This is a genomic window from Bifidobacterium sp. ESL0682, from assembly GCF_029392815.1.
GTDB lineage: Bacteria > Actinomycetota > Actinomycetes > Actinomycetales > Bifidobacteriaceae > Bifidobacterium.
Map to the genome: position 1 here is coordinate 187327 of NZ_CP113942.1, position 26310 is coordinate 213636.

General features: G+C 55.5%; 19 protein-coding genes, 1 tRNA gene and 1 pseudogene. 12 read left to right on the forward strand and 9 right to left on the reverse strand.

The window, feature by feature from the left end:
- Positions 1-79: 79 nt before the first annotated feature.
- The 5 genes from OZX57_RS00715 to OZX57_RS00735 all read right to left on the reverse strand — a co-directional run bounded on the left by OZX57_RS00715 (position 80) and on the right by OZX57_RS00735 (position 5211).
- A tRNA-Ala gene (locus tag OZX57_RS00715) sits at positions 80-152 on the reverse strand.
- A gap of 281 nt (positions 153-433) precedes the next feature.
- Positions 434-1261, reverse strand: coding sequence for a lactate utilization protein C (locus tag OZX57_RS00720; protein WP_277162309.1), 828 nt, complete (start codon positions 1259-1261; stop codon positions 434-436).
- A 5-nt stretch (positions 1262-1266) separates the two neighbouring features.
- Positions 1267-3234 (reverse strand): LutB/LldF family L-lactate oxidation iron-sulfur protein, encoded by a 1968-nt coding sequence (locus tag OZX57_RS00725; RefSeq protein WP_277162310.1) that lies wholly within the window; start codon positions 3232-3234, stop codon positions 1267-1269.
- A complete protein-coding gene (locus tag OZX57_RS00730) occupies positions 3231-4055 on the reverse strand; it encodes a (Fe-S)-binding protein (protein ID WP_277162311.1) in 825 nt (274 codons plus the stop codon). Before OZX57_RS00730 ends, OZX57_RS00725 begins: the two co-directional genes overlap by 4 nt.
- Positions 4056-4494: 439 nt before the next feature.
- A complete protein-coding gene (locus tag OZX57_RS00735; protein WP_277162312.1) occupies positions 4495-5211 on the reverse strand; it encodes a VTT domain-containing protein in 717 nt (238 codons plus the stop codon).
- Positions 5212-6034: 823 nt separating this feature from the next.
- On the opposite strand from OZX57_RS00735, the gene OZX57_RS00740 reads away from it, so the two are divergent.
- From OZX57_RS00740 to OZX57_RS00785, 10 genes and pseudogenes are all read left to right on the forward strand, one after another.
- Positions 6035-6745, forward strand: coding sequence for a hypothetical protein (locus OZX57_RS00740; RefSeq protein WP_277162313.1), 711 nt, complete (start codon positions 6035-6037; stop codon positions 6743-6745).
- A complete protein-coding gene (locus tag OZX57_RS00745; protein WP_277162314.1) occupies positions 6718-9042 on the forward strand; it encodes a hypothetical protein in 2325 nt (774 codons plus the stop codon). Before OZX57_RS00740 ends, OZX57_RS00745 begins: the two co-directional genes overlap by 28 nt.
- A gap of 138 nt (positions 9043-9180) precedes the next feature.
- Entirely contained in the window at positions 9181-11136 is a 1956-nt protein-coding gene (locus tag OZX57_RS00750; protein ID WP_277162315.1) for an isopeptide-forming domain-containing fimbrial protein, read from the forward strand.
- Between the two features lie 95 nt (positions 11137-11231).
- The gene (locus OZX57_RS00755) at positions 11232-11720 is read left to right on the forward strand and encodes a hypothetical protein (RefSeq protein WP_277162316.1); all 489 of its coding nucleotides are present in this window, start codon (positions 11232-11234) and stop codon (positions 11718-11720) included.
- An 86-nt stretch (positions 11721-11806) separates the two neighbouring features.
- Positions 11807-12390, forward strand: a pseudogene (locus OZX57_RS00760) (class C sortase).
- A 131-nt stretch (positions 12391-12521) separates the two neighbouring features.
- Positions 12522-13676 carry a LacI family DNA-binding transcriptional regulator gene (locus OZX57_RS00765; RefSeq protein ID WP_277162317.1) on the forward strand — a complete coding sequence of 385 codons (1155 nt, stop codon included), beginning with the start codon at positions 12522-12524 and terminating at the stop codon, positions 13674-13676.
- A 216-nt stretch (positions 13677-13892) separates the two neighbouring features.
- Positions 13893-15200 (forward strand): extracellular solute-binding protein, encoded by a 1308-nt coding sequence (locus tag OZX57_RS00770; RefSeq protein ID WP_277162318.1) that lies wholly within the window; start codon positions 13893-13895, stop codon positions 15198-15200.
- Positions 15201-15317: 117 nt separating this feature from the next.
- Positions 15318-16256, forward strand: coding sequence for a sugar ABC transporter permease (locus OZX57_RS00775; protein ID WP_277162319.1), 939 nt, complete (start codon positions 15318-15320; stop codon positions 16254-16256).
- A gap of 42 nt (positions 16257-16298) precedes the next feature.
- On the forward strand, positions 16299-17180 hold the full coding sequence (locus OZX57_RS00780) for a carbohydrate ABC transporter permease (protein WP_277162882.1): 882 nt from the start codon (positions 16299-16301) through the stop codon (positions 17178-17180).
- A 128-nt stretch (positions 17181-17308) separates the two neighbouring features.
- Complete coding sequence (locus tag OZX57_RS00785) at positions 17309-18397, forward strand: glycoside hydrolase family 172 protein (protein ID WP_277162883.1); 1089 nt, start codon at positions 17309-17311, stop codon at positions 18395-18397.
- Positions 18398-18474: 77 nt separating this feature from the next.
- Here OZX57_RS00785 and OZX57_RS00790 read toward each other — a convergent pair whose 3' ends face one another.
- Complete coding sequence (locus tag OZX57_RS00790) at positions 18475-19299, reverse strand: alpha/beta hydrolase (protein ID WP_277162320.1); 825 nt, start codon at positions 19297-19299, stop codon at positions 18475-18477.
- 166 nt (positions 19300-19465) lie between these two features.
- On the opposite strand from OZX57_RS00790, the gene rsmI reads away from it, so the two are divergent.
- On the forward strand, positions 19466-20416 hold the full coding sequence (gene rsmI / locus OZX57_RS00795; protein WP_277162321.1) for a 16S rRNA (cytidine(1402)-2'-O)-methyltransferase: 951 nt from the start codon (positions 19466-19468) through the stop codon (positions 20414-20416).
- 151 nt (positions 20417-20567) lie between these two features.
- Entirely contained in the window at positions 20568-22937 is a 2370-nt protein-coding gene (locus OZX57_RS00800; RefSeq protein ID WP_277162884.1) for a beta-L-arabinofuranosidase domain-containing protein, read from the forward strand.
- Between the two features lie 156 nt (positions 22938-23093).
- Here OZX57_RS00800 and OZX57_RS00805 read toward each other — a convergent pair whose 3' ends face one another.
- Genes OZX57_RS00805 through OZX57_RS00815 form a run of 3 tightly spaced genes read right to left on the reverse strand, consistent with a single transcriptional unit; the run spans position 23094 to position 26267 of the window.
- Positions 23094-23891 carry a glycoside hydrolase family 43 protein gene (locus OZX57_RS00805; RefSeq protein ID WP_277162322.1) on the reverse strand — a complete coding sequence of 266 codons (798 nt, stop codon included), beginning with the start codon at positions 23889-23891 and terminating at the stop codon, positions 23094-23096.
- A complete protein-coding gene (locus OZX57_RS00810) occupies positions 23860-24678 on the reverse strand; it encodes a hypothetical protein (protein ID WP_277162323.1) in 819 nt (272 codons plus the stop codon). Before OZX57_RS00810 ends, OZX57_RS00805 begins: the two co-directional genes overlap by 32 nt.
- Positions 24675-26267 carry a glycoside hydrolase family 43 protein gene (locus tag OZX57_RS00815; RefSeq protein ID WP_277162324.1) on the reverse strand — a complete coding sequence of 531 codons (1593 nt, stop codon included), beginning with the start codon at positions 26265-26267 and terminating at the stop codon, positions 24675-24677. Before OZX57_RS00815 ends, OZX57_RS00810 begins: the two co-directional genes overlap by 4 nt.
- Positions 26268-26310 lie beyond the last annotated feature (43 nt).

Below are 26310 nucleotides of genomic sequence, written 5' to 3' on the forward strand. Positions count from 1 at the left end.
AAGTGCACCTTTTCTGCACCCTTTTTGGGTATAAAAAAAGACCAGAATCATTGAAATCTCAACGTTTCCGGCCTAGAAGTGGAGCTGATGGTAATCGAAACCACGACCTCTTCGATGCGAACGAAGCGCTCTACCAACTGAGCTACAGCCCCATGTCTCAAGTTTGTCACTCAAGACAACGTTACATATTCTAATACAACCCAAGCCCAAGCACAATTTGGCGCGTTGCTGTGAACGCATCTGATTCGTCCTTCGTTTTCGAAGATACTTGGGCCAGGCTTTCCCGTTGTTACAGACTCAGAATGCAAAATGCGTCGTTACTAATACGGCACTAAGTGAGATATAGGTGCTAGTAACAACGCATTTAAAGTTTCTAAACATGCCTTTCCAGCATAAATCTATGTGACCGCTAGAAAAGCATGTTTGAAATCAATCACATATCTTCGACCACCAGATAGGTCATGTCGAGCGGGCCGTGGACGCCGACGACCAGAACCATTTCGATATCGCCGGTCGATGAGGTGCCGGTGATGAAGTTGAGGTTCGAGGTCTTCAGTTCTCCGGACTTCAGGCGCGGCTCGTAGTAATCCATCGCCTGGCGGGTGCGAGCCACGATCTTGGACTTGCGGATGATGCTCAGGTAGTGCACCGGCAGGAAGTGGAATGCACGGCCTTGGCCCGGCGTGGTCGGCGCGGTGATGGTGCAAGATTCGGCGCACAGGAAGTCGGCGAAACCGATGGCCGCTTCCGAATGGTTTGCGGCTTGGATGTTGGCATCGCGACCTGCACCTGGAGTCCAGAATGCTGGCTTCGGGTCGAGCCCGTCGCGCCAGGATTCCAATCCGAATGCCTTGTAGTTCTCGTCATCAGTGGGCAAAAGCAACGAAGCCTTTGCGGAAGAGCCCGAAGTTGCAGAAGCATCTGAACTCGAGGTAACGGCGCCACTTGGATCGTTGGCCTTATTGGCGTCGTCACCTTCGCCAGATGCAGCGGATTCATCCGATTGGGCTGGCGGGATGGCCTTGGCTGCAATGAACGCGTTCAGTACTGCCGGCAGTTCGGCCTTGGACGTGGTCTGGAAATCGACGTGCACGGCCGGGGCGTTCTTGCGTGCGATTTCGAGCAGTTCGTCCTGAGAATGCCCGGAAAGTGTGCTCTCCGGCAGGTCGTTGACCGGCTCAAGCGGATGGTCTTTGAGCTGGTGACGCGGGCGGCCGCTCTTCTCGGCGAGATAGTTGAGGAATGTTTCGCGATCGGTCATGATGGTCAGTCCTTCTTCCCGTTATCAGAGGGCATCGAGCCCGCATTGCCGGCAGATGAGGATGCGGAGGCCTCTGTGGTTCCGGCATTTCTCGGGTCTGCGGCATTGGTCGGCTCATAATGCACAGGCGCCTTGCGTGGAATCGAATGCTCGGTCGATTGCTTGCCTGCGTCATTCACGGCGATGCTGTGACGCGCGGCATTCTCGTGCGAAGTATGGTCGGTGACCAATACGCCGGCCTCTTCTATCGAGCCGAGTGCTTCCGGCACGGTCGCGTCACTCAGCGGCGCGGTCTGCTCGCGGCCAACCTTGCGCGCCGAAACGCTGTTGTCATACGTTCCGAACGACTTGGGAGCGTTCGGGTTTTCGGCCAGAATTGCGGCCTGTGCCTTGTTCCACTCCACGTCGTTGCCGGCAGCCTTGTACTGAGCGGTCTTGCGCTTGTTGAACCACGTACGGAAGTTCTTGGAATGGGCGGGAGGCTCCGGCAGATCGCGAACCTTGGTCCAGCCGCCGAAGACGAATGGCATCCATTCCTCGTGTTTGCCGTTTTCGTTGAGGTTCTTGGCGGTATCCGGGGTGCGCTTGCCAGTCGATGGATCCTTGACGCCCTTCTTGGCGATGGTGTTCATCGCAACATGGTCGAAGGTAAGCGCGGTGCGGAAGAGCGAGGAATGGCCGGTGCCCATGCCCACGACCTTCATCACGGTGTCGGCGATCATGTCGCCCATGTGCTTGTCGTTCATCTCGACCTCACGGTGCTTCAGCAACAGCTCGTGCAGCGGAATCTTGACCGGGCAGGTTGCGGTGCAGGCCGAGCAGAGGGAGCAGGCGTACGGCAGGTCATGGAAGTCCTCGTAGTCGCCTTGCAACACCGGGGAAAGCACGGCGCCGATCGGCCCCGGATAGATGGAGCCGTAGCCCTTGCCGCCGATGTTGCGGTAAATCGGGCAGACGTTCAGGCAGGAAGCGCAGCGGATGCACTGCAGAATCGGCTCGAACTCGGTACCAAGCGCGTTGGAACGCCCATTGTCGACGATGACCACGTAGAAGTCTTCTGGACCGTCGGACTCATCGGGGAGCTTCGGCGAAACGAAGCTGCAGTAGGAGGTGAGCTTGGAGCCGACAGCGGAACGGACGAGCATGTTGTCCATCGTCTCGGCTTCGCGCAGCGTTGGCACAATGCGTTCCATACCCATGACGACCACCTGCGTGGGCGCGATGGCCATGGAAAGATCGGCGTTGCCTTCGTTGGTGACGATGTTGACCATACCTTGGTCGGCCACAGCGAAGTTGCAGCCGGTGATGGACATGTCGGCCTCAAGGAACCGCTCGCGCAGCACCTTGCGGGAGAACCGTGCCTCGTGCTGCGGGTCGTTGTCGCCCTTGTAACCGATTTTTTGGAAGAGCTTCTGCACTTCGTCACGGTTCTTGTGTAGCGCCGGGAAGACCAAATGAGAAGGCTCGTCCCAGTTGTCGAGCTCTAGGATGAACTCGGCGAGATCGGTTTCGGTGACCTTGACGTCGTCGAGCCCCAGCAATGCCTTGTCGAGTCCGATTTCCGAAGTGACCATGGACTTCGGCTTGACGATCTTGTGTGCCTGCTTTTTCTTTACGAGATCGGTGATGAAATCACGTGCCTCGACGTCGGTCTGGGCAAAGAAGACATGCCCACCGCGCTTTTCAACGTTGTCGGCGAATTCCTCAAGATAATCGGGCAGATAGCGGATGGCATGCTGGCGAATCTGTTCGCCAAGGTCGCGCCAACCTTCCCAGTTGCCGAGTTCCGCACGGGCGGTCTCGCGCTTGACCCACTGAGCGTCCTGCGCGTTGGAGATGGCCTTGTGCGCGAACTTGTCTTTTGAGGTCGCCTCGACGCGCTTGACGAAATTGGGATCGCCATATTGCAGCATCGTACCGGTCTTCTTGCCGGTGCGCTTGAACATGGTGTCGTCCATTTGGGTGTTGCTCATACCAAGGCCTCCTCGTGCGCGTTGGAATGTTGCAAAGCTTCTAGGTCAATGGCCTTGCGTTCCTCGGCATCGACATATTTGACGCGGCTCATGTCGACGTTGCTGTTGAGTACTTCCGCAAGGTGCAGGATCGTGATGTTCTTGCCGAGCCGGTTGAAACGTCCGCCGATGTTCATCAGGCATCCGGGGTCGCAGGAGATCAGTACCTGTGCACCGGTGCTCTCAACGTCGGAGACCTTCTCGTTGACCATTTCCTGCGAGACCTCGGGCATCTTCATCGAGAACATGCCACCGAAGCCGCAGCAGTTTTCGATGTGCGGCAGCTCCTGGACCTTGAGACCTTTCACATGGTCCATAAGGATGTAAGGGCTTTCGCGCTCGCCGAGCAAGCGGGTCATGTGGCAGGAACGGTGGTAGGTGGCCACGGCGTCGAGCTCCGCGCCTGCGTCAAGTACGCCCAGCACGCGGTAGACGAACTGCGAGAACTCGTAGGTCTTCTCGGCCATCGCATGGGCCTTGGCCTTGTACTCGTCGTCGCCCTTGGGCAGGTGGAATTGCAGTTCCTTCAGCATGTTGACGCAGGAACCGGCAGGTCCGACGATGTAATCGGCATCGACGCTCATCAGTGCATCGATCTCGTTGTGCATCACCTTGGCGGATTCCTTGACATAGCCGCTGTTGAACGTAATCTGTCCGCAGCAGATTTGCTGCATAGGCATGTAAGTCTCGCAGCCGAACCTTTCTAGAACCTCGACCATGGCTTTCCCGACGTTAGGGAATATCAGGTCGACCAGGCAGGTGGAGAAAATCACTACCTTCATCTTTGACTCCTTCAAGTTGGCCTTCATCTTTCGAGATTGCTCGACGATGTGGTTGCCATGGATGGTTCCGCTGTGTGTGGTAATGACGTTCAACGCTCCATTTTTCATGGCCTTCTTCATACAACGATAGATGCTGAATATTAAAAAAGAGTGGCGTTTTATTGACAATTTGAATTTGTCAACGTGATGTTACTCACATTGTAAGGCAAAACTGAGCCATACTGGGGAAGTCGTTGAGACAAATGTATTTCGAACGTTTGAGGTGTGCGAGATGAAAGTCGACGAAGGGTATGGAAACGGCGGAATAGGATCAGCGAAAAGCGAGAAGTACTGATGCAAATGGTAGAAAACGATGCAATGCGAAGAGAATAGATGAAGCGTGAAAAGACGGCAGGAGGCTGAGGGAGTGGATGAAGCGGGGCAGTGAAACCTGCTTGTTTCAGTCCTCGGTCGCTCTCTCTTCGATTTCCGCAGCTTCTTCAACGGTGGCTTCCGCTTTCTTTTTGCCGAACTTCGCCTTCAGAAGGCCGATGATGGTGGGCAAAAGTGAAATGACGAGAATGGCGACGATGACCAGTTCGAAATTCTTCTGGACAATGGGAATGCCGCCGAAGAAGTAGCCGAGCAGGGTGAACAGCGTTGACCAGGTGAGGCCGCCGAGCGCAGAGAACGGGGTGAAGCGACGCCAACGCATACCCGAAAGCCCAGAGATGAACGGCATGAATGTACGGATGAACGGGAAGAAACGGCCAAGGAAGACGGCAAGCGGTCCCCACTTCTCGATCATGGCTTCCGTTTTGGCGAGGCGTTCAGGGGTCATGGCCTTGACCTTGCCGCTTTCGATGATCTTGCGGCCGAAGAAATGACCGATGAAGTAGTTGCATTGGTCGCCGATGATGGGGGCGAGCCACACCACTGGCAGCAGCGCGATTAGGGGCAGTGCAGATTTGCCGGTTACTGCGTCTGGCGCGGCGAAGAAGCCGGCTGCGAAGAGCAGCGAGTCACCAGGTAGGAACGGGAAGAAGACCACGCCGGTCTCGATGAAAACGATGAGGAAGATGAAGCCAAGCGTCGGCGCCACACCCATCGAGATCCAGCCTGCGATGATGGTGCGCGGGTCTTTCAGCAGTTCGATGAGGAAGTGAATGAAGCCCATAATATTCTGTCTGTCTCCTATTTATTTTCTATCGCAAGTCTCCGAGTTTGCGGTCAAATCCCGGTTTCCGATTTTCGTTGTTCTCAACTTTGTGTACTTGGGTGTGCATTCTTGTCCGGTTCTATTTTATCGGTTGCGGCAGCATGGGCGAGGGTATGCGTCTGAACTCTTCAAAATTCACGCAAAATGAGAAATTGTAGATGTATTTCATTATTTGTCAGACATCCCTAAAAACGATTGATGTTCTACTGGTTTTAAGGATGGCGGGTAGCTGGCAGGAATTTTCGAAGTATCAAATGAATATTGTAGAAGACAAGGCAAGATTGCATCATTTGTCAATGGTTTGAACAGTAGAGACAAGGGTTCTTTATGGCTTATTATATATTAAATAAAAAAGTGTCTAATTAGATATGTGAAGAGATTGTGAAAGAAATATTAAACTTCATTCTGTGACCGCCCTCACAAAACCGCAAAAAAACGTATTGCAAAGTAATACAGAAAACTGTAAATAAATCGATTGACGTGTGTTGTTTTTTCCCAAGAATTGGAACGGTTGAGAGTTGAGTATCGCGGGTGAAATTGATTACAGAGAGAAAATTCGCAATTTTTTCAAAAACTCGCTTTTTAAATAGATGGCGATTATTTGTCTAAATTTATTTAAAATCGCGAAACCCTTTTGTTTTGATAGCATGCGAAACATCTAGAAAATGTTTGTTTTAAATCGCTTGTGTGTTGCATGAATTGACGGATTTGGATGCGACAACATGCGAGATGGCGATGCGGGGAATTTGGGAAATCGCCATGTTTCGGGAAAGGGTTAGTTTTGGAACGTAAGAGTATTCTGAAAAGACTGCTCTGTGCATTAGCGGTTTTGGCCGTGGTGGTAGTGGGATGGTTCCCCGCGAACTTCGTTCTTGCAGATGCAGAGGGGTCGGCGGCGGCCAATAAAACGAGAAGTGTTTCTCTGGCTGGTTCGCAAGATTTGACACAGGCTGATTATCCTGCTGCATGCACTCAGAGTTCCGCAACAGCGGATTTTAAAGTGGACTGCAAACCTAAACTTTACCAATTCATGGGCGACGGCAATCGTATGCAGGGCAATAATGTCGCCGATGAGCTTCGTATGGATTTCGTGGTTCGTATGCCTCACGGAATGGTGAATCCTCAATGTGTGGCCTTAGGCGGAGCATCCGATTATCTGGGTAAAGGCTTCCTCCAGGGCAAGAGCACCGATTGTGGTATGCAGATTGTGTTCTCTCGAACCAACGCCGATGGTAAGAACACGGACGTCGCAGATAAGAACACGAGGGATTTACGAGCTGCTCGTTATATCAATACCTATGGTGGAGACGGTGTATCGGTGAACTCAGATGCTCGTCAGGCAGCTGCTACATGGGCTAAGAATATGGATGAGTACTACACCATTCATAATGTGCTGGTCTCTGGTGACTACGACTTCGTCACTATTTCCTTGAAGGCGACATCGCCTACAGCGTTGGAAAAACCATGGCTAATTCCAATGTCGGCGGTGTGAAGTTCATGCCTCAGTATGTGTATGTGGTATCCACTCCTGGACGAGGCACTAGAAATGCGATCGAATATCAGTACGCAGACTTCTCGAATCCTGATTATGTGACCAATATTGCAGCGGAGCAGCCTTCATACATGTATGCCAATGATGTGGACACCGTTTCGCTCATTAGCAGCACCAATTCCGCTAATGGTGAGCTTCCTCTAGGCAACAACGGTCCTGTCCCGTTTGTCGGTTGGGACAACATGTCGAGCTTGTGGAGCGGAGGCCAGGCCAACTGGGGTCTGGTTACCGATTACGGATTCAATAACCCCTCTAATTCGTCGATGCAGCTTACCGGTTCGATGGTGGCCCCTGCAAATTCATTCTTTGTGGAGTGGTACAACAGGGCGCAGGGCAGAACTTACGGCACTAAAGATGCTGCTGGGAATCCTATAACTATGCCGTTCCCATGTTCGCAGAACACGTCGTTCTATTATCAATGGTTCGGGCTCGACGGGCATAAGTGGGAGCCGGTTACCTCGCTGACGCCGACCGTGCAAAAGGTTGAAGGACAGCAAGCGCTCAGCTACTACGATGGCACCAAGGGCGCGTATAACGCGACCAATCGTGCCACCTCCACTAACAAAGGCAACTTGATTGTTCCCAACGCAGGTAGCCCGGAGAGCGCTCAGAATGCTGATGGCAGCATCGACTTTGGTAAGGCCAAGAAGTTGCAGCCGGAGCTGGATGGCTATTTCAAGCTTGTGACGTGGCCGATTACCACCACACCTACCACCACGAACGCCAACGGTCCTCAGTCGTTCGATGGTTGCTTGGCAACCGATCCTCCCAAGGGCAATTCGTCAATGACCATTCGTGACGCGAACAACCCGCTTTACAATGACGCCGATCCCTCCAAGCCGCTTGGCATTACCATGGACACTCCGGATAAGGAAGCCAATGCCATCCTTGCCAAGGGCTCGACCATTGACACCGTATTTGCCAAGTACAGCCTCGATCGTCCTGCTCCGCCGACCATCGATAATCCGACTGAGACGTATGCCGATCCCGATATGCGCCACATCACCGGAACGGGTATCCCGGGTGACGATGTGACGCTGTTCCGTGAGGATCCGTCCAAACCCATTAAGGATGTTGCCGATGCCAGTGGTCCTGCCGACCCAGACAATACCAAGTCCAGAGGTACTCGAATCGGAACGGTCACAGTCGGCAGTGACGGCAAATGGGAAATGTATGATCTCGCGAGAATCGATCCTGCAAAGCAGGATCATGTTCGCTACCATGCTTGGCAGACCGAAACGACAACGGGCTATGACATCAGTTCTATTTTCTCGAACGTCGTTCGGGAGAATTTCAATCTGAAACTGAATCAGGCTCCTACAGTCACCTCGGTCGAGGTTCCTCATACCGCTCGTATGCAAGATGGGGCCAATACGGTTGCTAAACTTCCGACTGACTCCAAGGTAACCATCAAGGGCGGTTACGATACTTCTCGTGGCGATGCCACCATTCAGGTGTACATGGTTCCGCAAACGGGAGGTCAGCTGTCTTCCTCTTCGTCGTCTTCCGGCACGGTTGGCTCATCTTTGACGGTACCGGATGCGAAATGGCAGGTCTGTAATAACGGTGCTGTGGATTCCACGCATCCTTCGATACCTGTTCAGGGAACATGGACCTGCTCGGTGAACCCTAGTGTCTTCTCGGATGCCAATCACACCAAGACGGATGGATCGGTGTGGCTGTGGTACACGGTCTACGTAGTGCTGAAGGACCCGACTGGTCGTCAGGCTGACATGATGAGCCAGGTAACCAATCAGATTGTTGATATGTATGCTCCGGCTGTGACCGTGGATTCCGTTAATCGCGGCACCGGCTTGGTGAAGGGTAGCGTCAAGAAGACTCTGACCGGTGTGGCCATGAATGGCCTGACGGTTAGCGTTACCTGGCCTGATGGCAGTACCGGTACCGCTACGACCGATAGTACGGGCGCTTGGCAGATGGCGATTCCGGGGACTATGCGCCCCGGCGATATACAAGCCGTCACCGTCGATCATGCTGAGAAGCTGGAAAAAACTAATAATGTCGGATCTGTTGCAACTAAAGGCAATGAGTCGGCTCCTGCTCTAAGCAAACTGACTGGTTCGCCATTGGTGTCTCATCTGCCGCTCACCGGTCAACGACCGCTGATTTTCTTAGTCGCCTTGCTGGTGGTGCTGGTCACCATCGGTGGATATCTCGTGGCTAAGAGAATTCGGTCGAGTGTGATTCACAAGGGTGCACACGTCAATAACAAGTAATGTTCGTGGGCTGGTTCTGCTGTGCGTGCTGGCGTAAGCCGGCTGCCTTCCTCAAAACTTTGGGGTGCTGGCCCGCAGTGCCTGCCCGTCAATAAAAAATTTGTATCAGAAAACAAAATCTAGGAAAGGGTTACATCAATGAGTAACAACAAGCTTCGCCCGTTGGCGGCGGCTGTCATCTCGGCGGCCACGCTATTGGCCTTTGCGCCGTTCGGAGTCGCGAACGCCGCTAATGCCTCAATCGATATGAGTAAAGCTGGCGCCACCACTATCACCATCAATGGTGATAAGAACACCATGAAGGGGCACAAGTTCGCGGCCGTGAAGGTTGGCGACTACCAGAATGCTGCCTATGACAGTGCTCATGCTGGCGTGCTGACTGGTGTGTCTGTGTCCACCGATGCGCAGGTCAAGGAAGCTGCGACGGCAGCATTGGCTGCTGCCAAGGGCGATCGGAATATCACGCCCACCACTGCAGATTCCGCCTATGTGGGTAACCCTGTTGGCGAAGTCGCTTCCAAGTGGCTCGGCTACGGCACTGGCGAGGACGGCACGTCGAATACCGCTACCGCGGTTGCTCCCGATAAGCATGGCTGGAACGGCGCCCTGCGTGATTTCGTCACCGAACTCGCCAAGAGCCAGACGGCCAACGCTTCGGACAAGACGTTCAGCCAGTTGTTCGCAGGCCAGACCACGTATGACGCGACTGCGACCACCGGAGACGACTATAATGCTGTCGTTAACGTTTCTGAGCCCGGCCTCTATGTGGTCGAGGATCTCACCGCGCAGACCGTTGCGGACAGCGCAGCGCTGAAGAACTCCATTCCTATGCTCGTCGGTACTGGCATTAGTCTCAACGACGGTACCAACTACAACATGCTGGGCAGCATGGCTTTGGGCACGATTTCCATGAAGAACGACACTCCTTCAGTGACTAAGACCCTCGACAGCACTGCTGACAACAGCGATACCTCCATCGGCGGCAAGCTGCACTATAAGCTGACCAGCACCGTGCCGCTCACCACCGGCTTCGATCACTATGTCTTCACGATGGTCGATCACCCCGGTAAGGGCCTGACGTTTAACGATCCTTCTTCACTCAAGGTCACCGTTGGCGGCACTCCGCTCGCTGCTACGGATTACACGGTCAAGCACGCTGAAGATGCTGATGGCAACACGACTTATATCGTGATCGACTTCTCCTCTTCTGTCCGTTCTATGAAGTACCAGGATTCGATTGTGGTCACCTATGCGCTCGGCATCAACAACAACGCGGAAAGCGGCAAGCCGATGAAGAACGGCGTGACCCTGGCGTATTCCAATGACTCCAACAAGCAGCCGACCACCGACGCCCCGACGACGGACGCCAACGGCAATGTCATCAACTGCGTGCCTACTACCAGCACCTGCCCCAACGGCAGCGTCACCAACAACGCTGATCAGGATGGAGCCAACAGCCCCTCCACGGCCAACGCTTACTTCCGCCACTTCAATGTCATCAACCAGAAGAAGGCCGACGGTGCCGGTTTGTCCGGAGCCACTTTCCAGCTGTTCAAGAAGGGCGACGCCACCCCGATCAAGTTCCTCAAGACCGGTGACGGTATGTACAAGAAGTCCGCTCTGCAGTCTGATACCAATGCGACCGCCAACCTCGTCGTGAACGACGGCGCTGCAGCTCAGGATGGGGACACCCCCGTTTCCGCTGGTCAGCTTCAGATTGATGGCCTCGCCGATGGTCATTACACGCTCAAGGAAACTGCAGCAGCTCCGGGCTTCTCGGGCACGTTCCTGCCGTCGACCGAGGTTCAAGTCGGCCAGGGCACCAATCCTTCGGATTCCGCCTTCGCTAACACCAAGGATGCTCTCTACAACCTGATCGATGCTAAGGGCACCGTTGCTGCAGGCAGCACCGCGGCTTCGCTGGTCCCGGTCGCCATGACCTCGGCCGGAGCCGTTGTCGTCAACAACATCAACTCGATTTCCCAGCTGCCTCTCACCGGTGGCGCTGGCGTCATCCTGATGCTGCTGGTCGTTGTGGCGCTTGCCATGATCGCCGCCGCGCTGATTTTCGCTCGTCGTAAGATCAACGACTGAATTTCGCGGGATGTGAGGCAAGGCGCGGTCAGCACTGATCTTGCCTCACGCTGAAACCATGACCGCAAATTTATGATTCAAGGGAGACGTGGCCATTGCTGGCTGCGTTTCCCTTATTATTTCTCATTTCTTTTTTGCTTTTGAATCAGGTTTTATTTTATTTTGTCAAATCGGTGATGACGCACTTGGCAATGGCTGCCACGGAAGGATGCGATTCGTTGAACGAACAAATGGATATCTTGGGTATGCAGGACGAGTCTTTTGACGAAGTGATGAAGTCCGACCATAAGGGCCGGGGCCATCGGGTACTCGTCATTTCCCTCGATACCGCGATCGCTGTTTTCCTGGTGGCGCTGCTAGTTGCAGTGTGCTGGTTTCCGGCACGCTGGCTTTCCGATATGAATCTCGAACGCGAGATGACCGAAAGCAATAGCAACCATTTCGCCGCCTGGCCGCAGGGCAAGGTCGTAGACGAATATGCGAAGGCGCAGGCCTACAACAAGAAGATTGCTGCCTCTAACCAGGAGACGCTGGGGGAATTCACCGATCCGTTTGCCGGGGAAAAGACTCAGACAAACCGTTGAGCGAGAAGGACAAGGATTACCAGGCACTGCTCAACGATGGCACTGGCATGATGGGGACGTTGCGCATTCCGAAGATTTCTGTGCGAATGCCGATTTTCCATGGCACTTCCGATGAGGTGCTTCGTCATGGTGCTGGGCACCTCTACGGCACCAGCCTACCCGTAGGGGGATCTTCCACCAACGCCGTGCTCAGCGGCCATAGCGGCCTGCCGGGAGCGTTGCTATTCACTCGTCTGGATGAACTCAAAAGGGCGATTTCTTCTATATCCAGACCCTGAACCGCACCATGGGCTATTTGGTTACTGGCATCCATGTCATCAAACCTACGGATACTCATCTATATAAGGTCGTTCCGGGCAAGGACTTGGTCACCCTGATGACCTGCACGCCTTACGGTGTCAATACCGAACGCCTTATTATTACGGGCAGTCGCCGGTCCATCCCCGAGCCGATTCCCGATCTCGACCATGCCAGCGGCGATGGCATCATGTATGCCATTCTGGTTGGTCTGGCAGTATTCCTTGTCGGAGCTACGGCGACGAGGATTTACCATAAAAAGCCCCGGCCGATTCGTCATGCTATGGTTTGCGGCCAACCGCCGAGATTCTGGCAGAGGCGGCTTAGGAATGCGTTGCGGCAGGTGCGTGCTGCTGAATTGACAAATCGATGATTAAAGATTTATGATACAAGAAAGTTTCGAAACGTTTCGATTCTACAAGTCGGAATGTATTGCAGGTGGTCGATGGACGACTATATGGTTGCCTGTCGGTAGGCTTTGAACGCGACAAAGAAGGTGAGCGCATGGCTGGCATCAAAGATGTTGCGAAGGCGGCAGGGGTTTCCGTCTCCACGGTTTCATATGTGCTCTCTGGCAAGCGTTCTATTTCTTCCAAAACCACCGATAAGGTGCTTCGAGCCATCGATGAACTCGGCTACATTCCCGACGCCAGCGCGCAGAAGATGCGCGGCCAGCTCAACCACATCATCGCCATCAGCGAGCCGATGCATGAGGGTGTGAACCAGATGCAATACAGCGCCTACTTCATGCAGTCGGCATGGCAGGCCAGGGCCGCCGGCTACGATATTCTTCTGCTCACCGGCGCGGACGCCGTGGCCGACATCGAACGCGTGACACACAGTAATCTCGTTGACGGCGTGCTGTTGCTCGATGTCGAAGAAAAGGACGCTCGCGTAGCCGCCGCGGCTCGATATCATAAGCCCTGCGTGGCTATTGGCTTGCCTGAAAACCATGACGATTGCGCTTGCGTCGATATCGATTTCGTGAAGATGGGTCGCCGCACCGCTGACAGGCTTTTCAAGCTCGGCCATCGGGAAGTGGCATTGCTGCGAGCCCAGGAAATCGACTATGCGCGCCATGCCGGCTATGTGCTCCTGTTCCGGAGTGCTTTTCTCGATCGTGCTCGCGAGATTGGTCTTACGGTGATCGAGTCCGGCTCGGTCGACAATGCGACATTCGATGCCGGGGAATTCGTGCGTGATTTGCTTGATCGAGACTCTCGTCCAACGGCGATAGTCAATCAGGCCGGGGTTAATATCCTGAATCTGACGGTCACGGCGCTTCTGGCTGCTGGGTTGAGCATTCCAGACGACATCTCAGTGCTTTCCTGCGGTACGTTCATGCGCGAGGAACCGATGCGTCGGCCGGTCAGCGAGGAACCGTTCGAGCCGGAACGGCTCTGCTCCATCGCCATGAGCACACTGGTTTCCTCCATTGAGAATCGTCAGGACATCGCCGGAAAGGTGACGCTGATCGATCCGGAATTCGTCGATCGTGGTTCGCTCGGCCTGGCGCCGCAAAATCTTGGCTTTAGTAGCGATGGTATTTCCATTCCCGCGCCCTTTGCCGTCGGGCAGATGGGCTCTGAAATTTCGTCTTCAACGCCAATCGTTTCTGCCTGCGAAGGCGGAGGCTTGGAGGGAGAGCTTATGGATTGAATCGATATCAAACGTTGAATTGACGTAGGACCGGTGCCCAGTCGGGCAGGCACTCAGCGATGAGGGTTTGGCGTGGTCGCTCGGTTTTGATTTTGCCTTTCGATGAAGCAAGGAATGACATGAAAAATAGAAAGTGCAGTTCATTGTCTTGTGAATCGAAACGTTTCGATTTTGAGTTGTGTACTTCCGTTCATTGGTAATATCCAAGGAGGAAAGATGAAGATAAGAAAGATTGCAGCAGCGGCGCTTGCGGCTGTGCTTTCACTGACGGCACTTTCGGCCTGCGGGTCGAACAACGCCCAGGATGACGCACATCCACAAAGCATTTCGTTCTGGTATTATGACCTGCCGACTGCGGCGCAGACCGAGGCTTGGAAGAGGGCGGCCGACCAGTTCACCCAGCAGACAGGCGTCAAGGTGAAATTTGAGGTCAAGTCGTTCACGCAGATCGCGCAGAACTCCAGCCAGTTCCTGGATTCGAACCAAGCTCCCGACATCATGGAATCCAACCGCGGCAACGGTTCCGCAGGCATGCTTTCCTCGATGGAGTTGCTGAGCGATTTGAAGCCGTATGTCAAGAAATACGGCTGGGATAAGAAAATCACCAAGGCTGATGCTTCGATTGCCAAATATGATGACATGGGCATCATGAGCGGTACCAAGTGGGTTGGCCTGCCAAACTATGCCGAATATCAACGTGTGTATTACAACAAGACGATGTTCGACAAATACGGCATCAAGATTCCCACCACGATGGCCGAATTCGAGCAGGCATGTCAAGAGTTCAAGTCGCACGGCATCACGCCGATTGCCGCCGATGCGCAGGAATACGGTGTGATGTGGCTCTGGTGGTCGTTGGTGGGCACGAAGGCCGACAAGAGGTTCATTGACGATTGGCAGATGTACCGGCATGATGTCAATTGGAACGCCGAACCACTGACCTACGCCACCAACACCATCAACGATTGGGTCAAGAAAGGCTATATCTCCCGCAGCGCCACGGGCCTCAAGGCGGAAGACACCACGAACTCCTTCATCAAAGGCAATGAATATCCGATTTACCAGACCGGCACGTGGAACCAAAGCCGCTTCATCGCCCAGATCAAGAATTTCGATTGGACAGCGGCCGCGCTGCCGGGCACCAAGATGCTGCAGGGCTGCACGGGCAATCTGCTGACCATCCCCACCAAGTCCCATCACAAGGACCTTGCGGCGAAGCTTCTGAACAACGTGCTTTCCGTGGAGAATCAGGACGGCATCGGCAACGCCGGCGGAATCCCACTGGCTGCCGATATGAGCAAGATCAACAACGTAAAGAATCGGGAGATGATCAGGGAATATTCTCAGTATTCCCAGAAGGGCGACCTGTCTTATTACCCGGATTATCCAGCCTCGAATCTGACCGACGACATTTCGGCCCAGTTCCAGGAGCTCGTCAACGGAACCGAGACGCCCAAGCAGGTGCTCGATGCGTTGCACAAGTCCTACGATACCGGCGTGGTCGACATGGGCTTCAAAGACTAAGCGGCGGTTGTCGTTTGGAATCGATCCGTCTGATTCATCGGATTCGATTGGTCCGTCCCAGTCTCTCAATCATCTCAAATATCAATTCAGCATGTCATTACCACCAAGGAGGTTGTAATGCAAACAGCAAAAGCCAAAAGGCCTTCGATGTCGCGTCTGCCTGGCAATAAATCCTCAAAGTTCGTTCCTTACCTCATCCCCGGCATTCTGGGGCTTGCGGTCATTATCATCGTGCCGTTCCTGTGGAACGTGTGCCTGAGCTTCACGCGTTGGCGTGGGGTGGGCCCGATGAAGTTTATCGGTGCCAAGAACTGGATTCGACTGATGGGCGACGCCACATTCTGGAAATCGTTCCTGAATTCGTTCTGGATTATCGTCGCGATTGTCGTTATTCCTACGATTCTGGGCCTAATCATCTCTTCGGTGCTCACCGATGTCATCCAGAAGAAGTTTGGTTCGAAGACAGCCTCGTTCATTCGTGCGCTTTACTATCTCCCGCAGCTGTTGCCAGTCGCCGTGGCCACCATCATTATGGGCTGGATCTTCCGACCGGACGATGGCGCAATCAACGCGCTGATTGCTAAATTCACCAGTGGACCGGTCGCCATCAATTGGCTCGGTAACCCGAAACTCGCCCTGCCTAGCTTGATGTTCATTCTCATCTGGATTCAGCTCGGCTACCCGATTGTCATCTTCATGTCCGGTCTGCAACGCGTCGACCCCGAGCTTTACGAAGCCGCCGGGCTCGATGGCGCGAACTGGTGGCAGAAGTTCCGCGTGGTTACTCTACCGTCAATCATGCCTGAGCTGATGGTCGTCATCCTCACCGCTACTATCGGCGCGCTGAAGACCTTCGGCCCGGTCTATCTGCTGACCAAGGGCGGTCCTGGCACCACAACGATTGTGCCGTCCTATTATTCATACAACCAATTCTTCCAAATCCATCAGGTCGGCTACGGCGCCGCCATCTCGACTTCACTGACGCTGGTCATCATCGTGTTCTCCGTGGTGTTCACGATTTTCCAGGGCCGCGTCGAGAAGAATATGGACGACTGAGAGGAGCGTAACATGTCTGAAGCAACAATATCGACGACCGCCATGGGCAGCGCCAAATCAAGCGAGAGCAAAACCGCACAGGTCAGCCACAAGGCCAAGCACATCAGGTCCTGGGGCGACTGGTTGGCGTTGATTCTCCTGATTGCGGGGGCGCTGGTGATGCTCTTCCCAATCATTATCTTGGCGATGAACGCCTTCAAGACCATCGGCGACTACAACGCCACCGGTCCGCTTTCCCTACCGGCGCATCCCACCATGAGCGGCATCGTCAGCTTCTGGAAGATGAGCGACTTCCCGGTCAAGTTGGGCAACTCTCTGCTGATTTCGCTGATTGTCGCGGTGCTGGGCGTGGTGCTTTCCGTGCTCAACTCCTTCGCGTTGGGCATTGGTAAGGTGAAGGGCAACCGTTGGATCATCTTGGCGATCATGCTCGCCAACATGATGCCGCAGGAAGCGTTGCTGTTCCCGCTCTACACAATGTTCAAGCACATCGGCCTCTACAACACACAATGGGCAATCGTCGTCATCTTCACCATCATCCAGAGCGCGTACGGCACTTATCTGCTCTCCTCGGTCTATGGCACATTCCCGCAGGCCATTCTCGAGGCTGCTACCATCGACGGTGCCTCGCGCTGGACAGTGCTGCGTAAGGTCGTGTTGCCGATTTCGTGGTCGACCATCAGCGTGCTGTTCGTGTTCTTCTTCGTGTGGACCTGGAACGAGTACATGATTCCGATGGCCTTCCTGATGGACGACAACGTGCAGACCGTGCCGCTGGCGCTCGCCACTCTGCAAGGCCAGCACACGATGGATGCGACTACCTTGGCAGCTGCCTCGCTGCTGAGCATCATCCCAACCATCATCTTCTTCATCATCTTCCAGCGCAAGCTCAATCAAGGCATCGTCGCTGGTGCGGTGAAGTAGGCAATCTGACCGATAATACTGGTAGAAGGACAGGAAAGGCTTTGAGTATGAATGGAATGGCAGTGGGTTCTGGCTTGGGAGAAGGGACGAGCGAGAATTTCGGTGGATTAGGCGGTTTCGGCGCGGGCATGATGGACGGGCTTGCGGTGGCATCGCGCGGGCGCTCGCGTTGCGTCAACGCGGAGAACCCGACTGGGGGCAAAGGAGTAGCGGCGCAAACAGCCAGCAAACTTGGCCCCTCGCGCAAGGGAACTCCATGCCTGGGCAACGTCCCCGCCGGCGAATCGGTGACGCTAATGGATGTTGACGGGCCAGGCGTTATCCGCCATATCTGGATGACCGTCACCGACAAAACCTCACCCACCGGGCCGAATGTGCTGCGCAATCTCATCCTCGAGTTCTATTGGGATGGCGAGGAAAGCCCGTCGGTGGTCTGCCCGATCGGAGACTTCTTCTGCTGTGGCCATGGTCAGGCTTGCCCGGTCAATTCCATGCCCGTCATGGTCGCGCCTAACCGTGGCTTCAACTGCTATTTCACTATGCCTTTCGAACATGCGAAAATTGTGCTGCGCAGCGATCATAATGAGGATGTTCCAGCGTTCTTCTACCAGATCGATTACACCGAATACGACGCGTTGCCCGACGATGCCATGCGATTCCATGCCCAATGGCGCCGTGAGCGGGTGACTAAGGAAGCGCAGGATTATACGATTCTCGACGGTGTTCGCGGCCAAGGCACTTACGTTGGCACCTACCTCGCGTTGACGGCGCTGGAAAGTCGTTGGTGGGGCGAAGGCGAAGTCAAGATGTACCTCGACGGCGACACCGATTACCCGACGATTACCAGCACTGGCACCGAGGATTATTTCGGCGGGGCCTGGAGTTTGGCCGCATTCGACGATGATGGCCGTATGCATGAACAGACTTATTGCGCCCCGTTCGCCGGTTTCCCGTTCCGTTCGCAGCGTCTCGTCGGACGCAAAAGCGATTATTGGGATTCGGCCACTCCGGTGATGCGCGGGCTGTATCGTTGGCACATCCCGGATCCGATTTATTTCGACCGCGATTTGCGCGTGACCATTCAGCAGATCGGTACGGACGAGGCTGGGCTTTTCGAGCGTTCGGATGACGTGGCGAGCGTTGCCTATTGGTATCAGCGCGAACCGCACACCCCGTTCCCGACGATTGGCGACCGCCACTTCCGCCAGCCGCGCTGAAGTTGAATATTCAAATGCCGGTTGAGGACTGATGAATGTCCTCAACCGGCATTGTTATTTGAATTGTTGTTTGCTGGTTACTTCACGAAATTGCGCTTGATCCAGGCGGCCCAAAGGTTCGGCCAGACCTGTGCGCTCGGCTCGATTTGTGCGGCGTTGCCGGCAGCGGCCGTTTCGGCGGTGGCCAGGGAGAGGCTGTGCGGGCCTTGCGGGAAGATATGTGCTTCGACGGGTACGCCGGCGTCGACGCAGGCGTTAATGAACAGCAGCGAGTTCTGCACCGGCACCACGGCATCGGTGACGGTCTGCCAGATGAAAGTGGTCGGCGTTTTGGCGTCCACGTGCTTCTCGCAGGAGATTTCGTCGAGCATCGTCTGATCGGTTTTCTTTTCGCCGAGCAGCTTGTCGACCGTGCCGGCGTGCGTGTACTTGCCAGCAGTGAGCACGGGGTAGCCCAGTGCCAGGCCGTTGGCGCGCACCTTGTCCGGGTCATAACCGTTCTCGCGCATCACGTCATCGCCAGTGATGGTTGCCATCGAGGCGGCGAGCTGGCCGCCGCACGAGAAGCCAATCACGGTGACGGCTTCAGGATCAATGTGCCAGGCATCGGCGTTCTCGCGAATGATTTTCATGGCTTCGGCGCCTTCGAGCATCTGTACCGGATAGCGCGAAGGTGCGATGGAGTAACGCAGTACGAATGCCTGTACGCCTGCGCCCACAGCCATCATCGCGATAGGATCTGCCTCGCGGTCGGTCACCTTATTGAACCCGCCACCGGGGAAAATGAGCACCGCAGGACGGCGACGGTCCGGGTCGATTTCCTTGGAGTTGTCGATGATGTAACCGGTCAACGTCGCCTCGCTACCATCGATTCCTTTGATGGTTTTGGTAATATATTGCATTTTGTTTCCCTCTCTCATATTCAGTTATTCAGCGGCCGGTCTCGCTCAATCGACGTGGTTACCCGAATTCGCTGATACCTACTTCCGGATTCTAAGAAGGTTGCCAGACGGTTTCATGTCTCGCGTCATTGTGGTGATGGATACTTGAGATATGGGAACAAGTGATATGGAATCTGCGGAACATGATGATGCTAAACGCGATATGCCGGAAGACGGCGTGATGGTTGAGATTCCGCGCGGAACGGTGGTGCTGGCGGCCACGCCAATCGGCAACGTTGGCGACGCTTCGGCCAGGCTGAGGGCGCTGATTGAGCACGCTGATGTTGTTGCGGCGGAGGATACGCGGCGGCTTTACGATTTGGCGAATCGGCTCGGCGTGCATGTCGGCGGTCGCGTCGTCGCAAACCACGACCACAACGAGCGTTCCAAGGCCGACGGCCTGCTTGACGAGGTCGAGCGTGGAGCAACTGTGCTGGTGGTCTCGGACGCGGGCATGCCCACCGTCAACGATCCGGGTGTGGCCATCGTCCGCCGAGCCATCGAGCGCGACCTGCCGGTGACCTGCGCTCCTGGTCCGTCCGCGGTGCTCGATGCGCTTGCGCTCTCCGGCTTGCCCACCGACCGTTTCTGCTACGAAGGCTTCGTGCCGCGCAAACACAACGAGCGCATCCAGCGTTTCCGCTCGTTGCTGGGGGAGCGGCGCACGATTGTTTTCTACGAGACCTTGCACCGCATCGCCGAAACGATGGACGATTTGCTAGAAATGTTCGGCCCCGATCGCCCGATGGCCCTGTGCCGTGAGCTGACCAAGGATTATGAACAGATTCGCCGTGGCACCGTTGGCGAAATTCACCAGTCCGTCATCGACGATCCGCCGCGCGGTGAAATTGTGCTGGTCATCGCCGGCGCCAGCGAAGACGAAGCGCTCAAGGCTGGCGAGGCCACGGCAACAGTTCTGAGCGTCGATGATTTGGCTGCGCTCGCCATTGAGCGCTCTAGCAAAACCGATGAGCGCATCAAGGATGCCATCGCCGAGGTGGTCAAGGAACATCCGCTTCCCGACGGCTCCCTTCCCAATCGCAAGGCCGTTTATACCGCTACGCTCAAGCTGAAGTGAGCGTGGCTGGGCTGTAGATGGCGCCGCTGTCGAATATCGGCGAACCCTGAAGGGCGTGGTAGAACGTCGTATCGTGGGTGACGTTTAGAATTTACAACGATGAAAGCCGATTCGTGTAGCGAAATGAAGGTATGTGATTTCAATGGCGAAAATGAGTGGAAAGTCTTGTGGTGATTGCGCTTCCGAGGAAGATTCTGAAGCTAAGGTGGTGCACAGCAAGCCACTGCCGTTCAAGGACGTGACGGTAGACGATGCGTTCTGGGGAGCCGAGCAGGAGTTGGTGCGTACGCAGGTGTTGCCGTTTCAGTGGCGTGCGCTCAATGACCAGGTTCCAGGTGCTTCGCCAAGCTATTGCATGCACAATTTCAAGGCGGCGGCCGCGCAAAACCAGCGTGCGAACGAGGCGAAGACGGCGGGCAGGGGTTTTGAGCCCCCGGCCTATACCGATCGCGGGTTCAACGTGCTGCCGGCAGACCCGTCGCATCCTGACCCCGACAAGTTCTACGGGTTCGTTTTTCAGGATACGGATTTCTCGAAGTGGATTGAAGCGGTCGGCTATTCGCTGGCCCACCATCCCGACCCGCAGCTTGAGGCGACGGCCGACGGTGCGATCGACATCGTCTGTGCGGCGCAGCAGAGCAACGGCTATCTCGATACGTATTACATTTTGAATGGCATGGACCGGCACTTCACCAATCTGAAGGACTATCACGAGCTCTATTGCATGGGCCATCTGATCGAGGGCGCGGTCTCCTATTACCAAGGCACCGGCAAAACGAAGCTGCTGCATGCGGCTGAGCGTTTCGCGGACTATGTCGCTTCCGTTTTCGGCACAGAGCCGGGCAAATTGCACGGCTATCCGGGCCATGAAATCGCCGAAATGGCCCTGGTCCGGCTTGCGGAGGCGACCGGCAAAAGCAAGTACCTCGATCTGGCCTCGTATTTCATCCATCAGCGCGGCGCCTCACCTCTGTATTTCGGGCAGGAAGATCGTGCCCGTGCCGAACATGACGGTACGCCGTTCGTCGAAAACGACAACTGGCCCAAGCCTTACGCCTACTATCAGGCTCATGAGCCGGTGGCCGACCAGCGCGAGGCCGTGGGCCATGCGGTGCGCGCGGGCTATCTCTACTCCGGCGTCGCCGATGTGGTGCGGCTGACCGGCGACGAAAAGCTCAGCAAGGCCATTCACGCCATCTGGCGCAACATCGTCGATAAAAAGCTCTATATCACCGGTGGTGTGGGCGGCACCGCGGTTGGAGAATCATTTTCCTACGATTATGACTTACCCAATGATTTGGCTTATTCGGAGACCTGCGCGGCCATCGCGCTCGTATTCTTTGCGCGCAGGATGCTTGAGCTGGAGCCGAAAGGCGAATACGGCGACGTGATGGAGCTGGCACTTTACAATACGGTGCTCGCTGGCATGGCGATGGACGGCAAAAGTTTCTTCTATGTTAATCCGCTTGAGGTGCGTCCTGAGACGACGCGGCAGCACGACGCGCGGTTCAACCACGTCAAGGATGTGCGCCAGAAGTGGTTCGGTTGCGCCTGCTGCCCGCCGAATATTGCGCGGCTCGTCGAAAGCGTGCAGGAATATGCGCATACGCTTTCCGACGACGGATCCACGCTGTTCACCCACCTTTACATCGGTGGTGACACCAAATTCGAGACGGGCTCCACCTCGGTGCGTCTTTCTATGACCTCTGAACTGCCGTGGAGCGGCAAAGCCGAGGCAACGGTACACGTCGGGAATGCCAACAGGACTTCCGCAAGCAGTGTGAACATGACATTGGCGTTCCGCCTTCCGGCTTGGGCCGGGAATGTTGGGGACGTCGCTGCGGTGGTGTCGGCGAGCGGCGAAAAATGTGGCGGCATCACCCGCAAAATCCGTGACGGTTACCTTTATCTTTCGGGGACTTGGCGCGACGGCGACACTGCGACTTTCGATTTCCCGATGCTGGTCAACATGGTGGCCGCGAACCCGAAGGTCAGCGAGGATGCCGGCAAGGTCGCTTTCATGCGTGGCCCGATCGTCTATTGCGCCGAGGAACGTGACAACGGAGACCAGCTGCATCGTCTTCATGTCGATGCCGGCCGTGTGGGTACCAATGCTGAAAATGTCAGTGCAGAGGCATTCGATTTCCGTGCGGGTGCGCCGGCCATGGATGCCAAAGGCACCGGCGAGGTCGAGCTGGTAACGCGCCCGATGGTCAGACTTGAGGTTCCGGCCTGGCGGGATGTTGATGCGGACAGTAATAATGTCGGGAAGAACGTCGATAACCCCGGAGAGCATGCCGTTTCTGCTTGTGCCGGTAGTGATTGCAGGCAAGATAACCCGAATCCGGAAGCCAACAAGACGCAAGAGGCAGGTGCCGACTCGGCTTCGGTGAGCAGCAGACCGTTGTACGCGCGTTGGCAGCCGGCCAAACGCGAGCCGGTGACGGTCACGCTGATCCCGTATTTCGCGTGGGCCAATCGCGGCGAAAATGAAATGCGCGTCTTCCTCGACATTCGCTAGTCGTTGCGGCGATAGCCGGTATCGTCTACGACAAAAGGTCAGTCGATAATTTCTTGGAATTGACGAGATTTCGCCATTCCTGACGAATTATCGGCTGACCTTTTTCGTTTCAGCCTCGGGGCTGAAGGCCGTTGCCGCATTGCGCAGATACCGGAATCATTGCTGCGACCCCCAGATGCAGACGTTGCCGCCAAGCGCAGAGAAGGTCATCACCGGTTTGCCGTCGCTTTCGCGGGGCAGCATGGCGAAGACGCCGGTATAAGTCGTTCCGTCGAGCGTGATGCTCATAGAACCGTTGCCGCATATGGCATTGGTATCTCTGTTCGACTGCAGCTTCCATGAATTATGTATTACATTTACGGAAGGTTCTGAAGCATTCTCATTCTCTAAAACGGTGACACTTCCGTCAGTTTCCAATCTGATATGTATCGGAGTATTGACGCCGTTGAAGGTGCCATCAGCTTTGCGTGTGCCGTCAAAGTACGTGTCTTGTCGCAACAGGACCACTTCGTAGTCTCCGGCGATACTTGCGGTTTCGTTGGCATTATGTGGCGCGATGCCGACAGATCCCTGATATTCGTAAGGCGCGGCAACCAGCCAGCCGTCGGACGTGGTGAAGAGCTCGCGCACGCGGGTTTCGTAGTCGTCCTCGTCACGACCGATGAATCTGGTGTGGTAGACCATGAAAATCCTGCCGTCTTCGCGTAACAGCGCCGAGTTGTGCCCCTGCGAGATCTCAGTATCATCTCCGGCATAGCCGCCGTTCCAAGCGACCGAAGCCAGCATCCGAACGCCAGTGTCACCGCGCCAATTATCAGGGATTTCCTCGTGCGATACCGCAGGGTTATCGTTCTGGTCGACGTATGGGCCGGTGAGATTGCGCGAACGGAAGACGCGGATTTGGTAGCCGCCGGTTTTTTGTTCAGGCCCCCGTAGGAGAGCATGAGATACCACCAGCCATTGGCGTGCAGGAAATACGAGCCTTCGCCGGAGTTGCCGTAGCCGCCGCCGATTTTGATACCGTAATACGGGTCGGACACGTCTTTTTCAACGGATAGGTGGTCGAGTAATCGCGCAGCCCGGTTTCCGGATTAAGCCGAATCATCCATAACCCGCCAAACCACGAGCCGAAGCTCATCCACATATCGCCGCGCTCGTCCATTACCGGCGCGGCATCGATAGCGTTGATATGCGAATCCTTCAGCGATTGATAACGGGTCAGAGGCCCTTGCGCTTCCGTTCCCAGAACGTGCGGAACGTCGGTTTTCGAGACATTCTCAGGTTTGAAACCCGAATAGACCACCGGTCCCACATATTCCCAATCATCCTCAAGATGGTTGGCCGTCAGCAGCACGATCACCGACTGGTAATTCTCGCCGTTGACGGAAAGGTACATGCACCACTTGCCCATCACCGGGTTAAAAATGACGTCCGGCGCCCAGGTGTTGCCGGAAAGCGGCGAGCCATTCAAGCCCACCTGCGGCCATTGCTTCCAGATCGGCCCAAGCAGGTTTTCAAAGTCTTCGGTGATGTTGTTGCTCATCGGTTCCCAGTTGATGAGATCGATGCTGCGGGCGAAGCGGCGGTGTGTGCCGAAAAGGTAGTAGACGCCGTTTTCCTCGGCGATGGCCGGGTCGTGGATTGGCACGCGACCTTTGGCCAGCGGGAATTCGAAGAAACCTTGTGGCGTATGTGATATACGAGTTGGCAGATGTCGTGTGGTAATTGTTGAAATGCTCATTTCTTCGACCCCCAAATGCAGATGTTGTTGCCGAGCGCGGAGAAGGTCATGACTGATTTGCCGTCCTTGTCGCGCGGCAGTTTGTCGAACGCGCCGACGTAGGTGATGCCGTCGAGCGTGATGGTCAGCTCGTTGGTGCCGGTCTTGGCCTTCCAGGTGCCCTTGCGGTCGCCGGTCACCTTGCCGTCGGCTTCCAGCTTGATGTCGGTGCCTTTGTTGACGCCCTTGTAGTCGGTGCTGGTCTTGTCGCCGAGCTTCTTCGGCCCCTTGAAATATGTGTTCGGATTCTGCATCACGAATTCATAGGTTCCGGCCAGTTCGCTCGCCTTGTAGCCCTTGGCATTCGCCTTAGTTCCGGTGTATTCGTACGGTGCCGCTACTAGCCATCCGTCGGCGGTCGGCAGCAGTTGGCGGGTACGGATTTCGTGGGTTTCGCCGCGATCGGAGAAGCGGGTGTGATAGATGAGGTAATCGGTGCCGTCGGTGTCGGCAAGGGCGGAATTGTGCCCCTGCGAGACTTCGATGTCGCCGTTGTCGGTGCCGCTCCATTGGTTTGAGGCCATCAGACGGATGCCGGTGTCTTCTTCCCAGTTGTTGGCGCTTGCGGAGGTGGAGACGGCAGCATTGCCGCTTTCATCGATGTAGGGTCCGGTGATGGATTTCGAACGGAACATGCGGATCTGATAGCCGCCGGTCTGTTCCAAGTGGCCATAGGAAGTGAAGAGGTACCACCAGCCATTGGTATGCAGCAGATACGAGCCTTCGCCGGAGTTGCCGTAGCCGCCGCCGAGCTTGACGCCGTAGTAGCCGTCGGACTGGTCGGTCACGGTCGGGTAGGTGCGTGAATAGTCGCGTAGGCCGGTGGCGTTGTCGAGCTTGATCATCCACATCCCTCCGAACCACGAGCCGAAGGTCATCCACATATCGCCGTTGGTGTCGGCTTTCACACACGGGTCGATGGCGTTGATTTCGGTGTCATCGGCGGAAAGATAGCGGCCGATGTCGGCGTTTTCGCCCAGCACTTTCGGCACGTCGGTGCGGTCCTTGTCTGCATCGTTGAAACCGGAGTAGACCACCGGGCCCACGTAGGTCCAGTCGCCTTCGATATTGTTGGCGGTGAGCAGCACGATGACGGATTGGTAGTTCGCCCCGTTCAGGGAGAGGTACATGCACCATTTCTTCATCGTCGGGTTCCACACCACGTCCGGTGCCCACATATTGCCTTTGACGTCGGGGTTCGACGATTGCTTGGGCCATTCCTTCCAGATCTTGTCGAAGATTTTCTCATAATCGGCGCTCAGGTTGTTTTTGAAATAGTGCCAGTTGACGAGATCGCTGCTTTTCGCCCAGGCGCGGTGCGAGCCGAAGACGTAATATTTTCCGTTCGCCTTGACGACGGATGGGTCGTGCACCGAGACGCGGCTGATGTGCTTGCCTGCCGAATTCCGGGTTTCTTCGGATTGCGTGTTGTTGCTGGTTTGGGAAGTGCTGCTGATGCCGCTGCTTCCGCATCCCGCGAGTGTGCCGATGAGGGTCAGTGCCGCCAGAGTCCCAGTCAACGTGCGTTGCAGTGTTGCCGTTATTGTCATAAGGTGCCCTTGCTTCCTTCAGATATTGCAGCGTTACGTTCTT

What these genes read in the sequence shown, in the direction of transcription:
- OZX57_RS00720 (WP_277162309.1), bottom strand. Translation starts at nt 1,261, where the DNA reads ATGACCGATCGCGAAACATTCCTCAACTATCTCGCCGAGAAGAGCGGC.
- OZX57_RS00815 (WP_277162324.1), bottom strand. Translation starts at nt 26,267, where the DNA reads ATGACAATAACGGCAACACTGCAACGCACGTTGACTGGGACTCTGGCG.
- OZX57_RS00810 (WP_277162323.1), bottom strand. Translation starts at nt 24,678, where the DNA reads ATGAGCATTTCAACAATTACCACACGACATCTGCCAACTCGTATATCA.
- rsmI (WP_277162321.1), top strand. Translation starts at nt 19,466, where the DNA reads ATGGAATCTGCGGAACATGATGATGCTAAACGCGATATGCCGGAAGAC.
- OZX57_RS00730 (WP_277162311.1), bottom strand. Translation starts at nt 4,055, where the DNA reads ATGAAGGTAGTGATTTTCTCCACCTGCCTGGTCGACCTGATATTCCCT.
- OZX57_RS00785 (WP_277162883.1), top strand. Translation starts at nt 17,309, where the DNA reads ATGATGGACGGGCTTGCGGTGGCATCGCGCGGGCGCTCGCGTTGCGTC.
- OZX57_RS00735 (WP_277162312.1), bottom strand. Translation starts at nt 5,211, where the DNA reads ATGGGCTTCATTCACTTCCTCATCGAACTGCTGAAAGACCCGCGCACC.
- OZX57_RS00780 (WP_277162882.1), top strand. Translation starts at nt 16,299, where the DNA reads ATGGGCAGCGCCAAATCAAGCGAGAGCAAAACCGCACAGGTCAGCCAC.
- OZX57_RS00745 (WP_277162314.1), top strand. Translation starts at nt 6,718, where the DNA reads ATGGCTAATTCCAATGTCGGCGGTGTGAAGTTCATGCCTCAGTATGTG.
- OZX57_RS00790 (WP_277162320.1), bottom strand. Translation starts at nt 19,299, where the DNA reads ATGCAATATATTACCAAAACCATCAAAGGAATCGATGGTAGCGAGGCG.
- OZX57_RS00750 (WP_277162315.1), top strand. Translation starts at nt 9,181, where the DNA reads ATGAGTAACAACAAGCTTCGCCCGTTGGCGGCGGCTGTCATCTCGGCG.
- OZX57_RS00770 (WP_277162318.1), top strand. Translation starts at nt 13,893, where the DNA reads ATGAAGATAAGAAAGATTGCAGCAGCGGCGCTTGCGGCTGTGCTTTCA.
- OZX57_RS00725 (WP_277162310.1), bottom strand. Translation starts at nt 3,234, where the DNA reads ATGAGCAACACCCAAATGGACGACACCATGTTCAAGCGCACCGGCAAG.
- OZX57_RS00800 (WP_277162884.1), top strand. Translation starts at nt 20,568, where the DNA reads ATGAGTGGAAAGTCTTGTGGTGATTGCGCTTCCGAGGAAGATTCTGAA.
- OZX57_RS00775 (WP_277162319.1), top strand. Translation starts at nt 15,318, where the DNA reads ATGCAAACAGCAAAAGCCAAAAGGCCTTCGATGTCGCGTCTGCCTGGC.
- OZX57_RS00765 (WP_277162317.1), top strand. Translation starts at nt 12,522, where the DNA reads ATGGCTGGCATCAAAGATGTTGCGAAGGCGGCAGGGGTTTCCGTCTCC.